Raw genomic sequence first — 836 nt, 5'->3', positions numbered from 1 at the left:
AGGTTGGACGTGGCTGCAGGAGAAGAGACCTCACACATCCTCAGCGGGTTGACTGCCCAGCTGCCTGATCGTGATCCGGAAGAGACCGCTGAGTGGATTGAGTCCCTTGATGCGTTGATCGCGGAGCAGGGTACCGAGCGTGCCCAGTACATTATGCGGAGTTTGCTCCAGCGTGCTGGTGCGAGGTCGGTGGGTGTGCCGATGGTGACGACCACTGATTATGTGAACACGATCCCGGTGGACCAGGAAGCGCAGTTCCCGGGCAACGAGGAGTTCGAGCGCCGGTATCGTGCGTACATGCGGTGGAACGCTGCGGTGATGGTGCATCGTGCGCAGCGTTCCGATATTGGTGTGGGCGGGCATATTTCCACCTATGCCGGTGCCGCGACGTTGTACGAGGTGGGCTTTAACCACTTCTTCCGCGGTAAGGACCACCCTTCCGGTGGGGACCAGGTGTTCTTCCAGGGCCACGCGTCGCCGGGCATGTACGCCCGGGCGTTCATGGAAGGCCGGCTCACGGAAGAGGATCTGGACGGGTTCCGTCAGGAGAAGTCCAAGGCCGGCCATGCCCTGTCCTCCTACCCGCACCCCAGGTTGATGCCGGACTTCTGGGAGTTCCCGACCGTGTCGATGGGTATCGGCCCGATGAACGCGATCTACCAGGCCCAGTCCAACCGGTACCTGCAGAACCGTGGGATCAAGGACACTTCCGACCAGCAGGTCTGGGCGTTCCTTGGTGACGGGGAAATGGACGAGCCCGAGTCCCGTGGCCTGCTCCAGCTCGCCGCGAACGAGAACCTGGACAACCTGAACTTCGTGATCAACTGCAACCTCCA

1 pseudogene is annotated in these 836 nt (G+C 61.7%); it reads left to right on the top strand.

Annotation, left to right across the window (positions count from 1 at the left end):
- Window positions 1–9: 9 nt before the first annotated feature.
- A pseudogene (locus N7568_RS22480) lies at window positions 10–836 on the top strand (pyruvate dehydrogenase (acetyl-transferring), homodimeric type); the annotation flags it as partial.

Origin of the sequence: Paenarthrobacter aurescens (genome assembly GCF_025421775.1) — a bacterium.
Lineage (GTDB): Bacteria > Actinomycetota > Actinomycetes > Actinomycetales > Micrococcaceae > Arthrobacter > Arthrobacter aurescens_B.
This window is presented reverse-complemented; position numbering and strand designations above follow the sequence as displayed.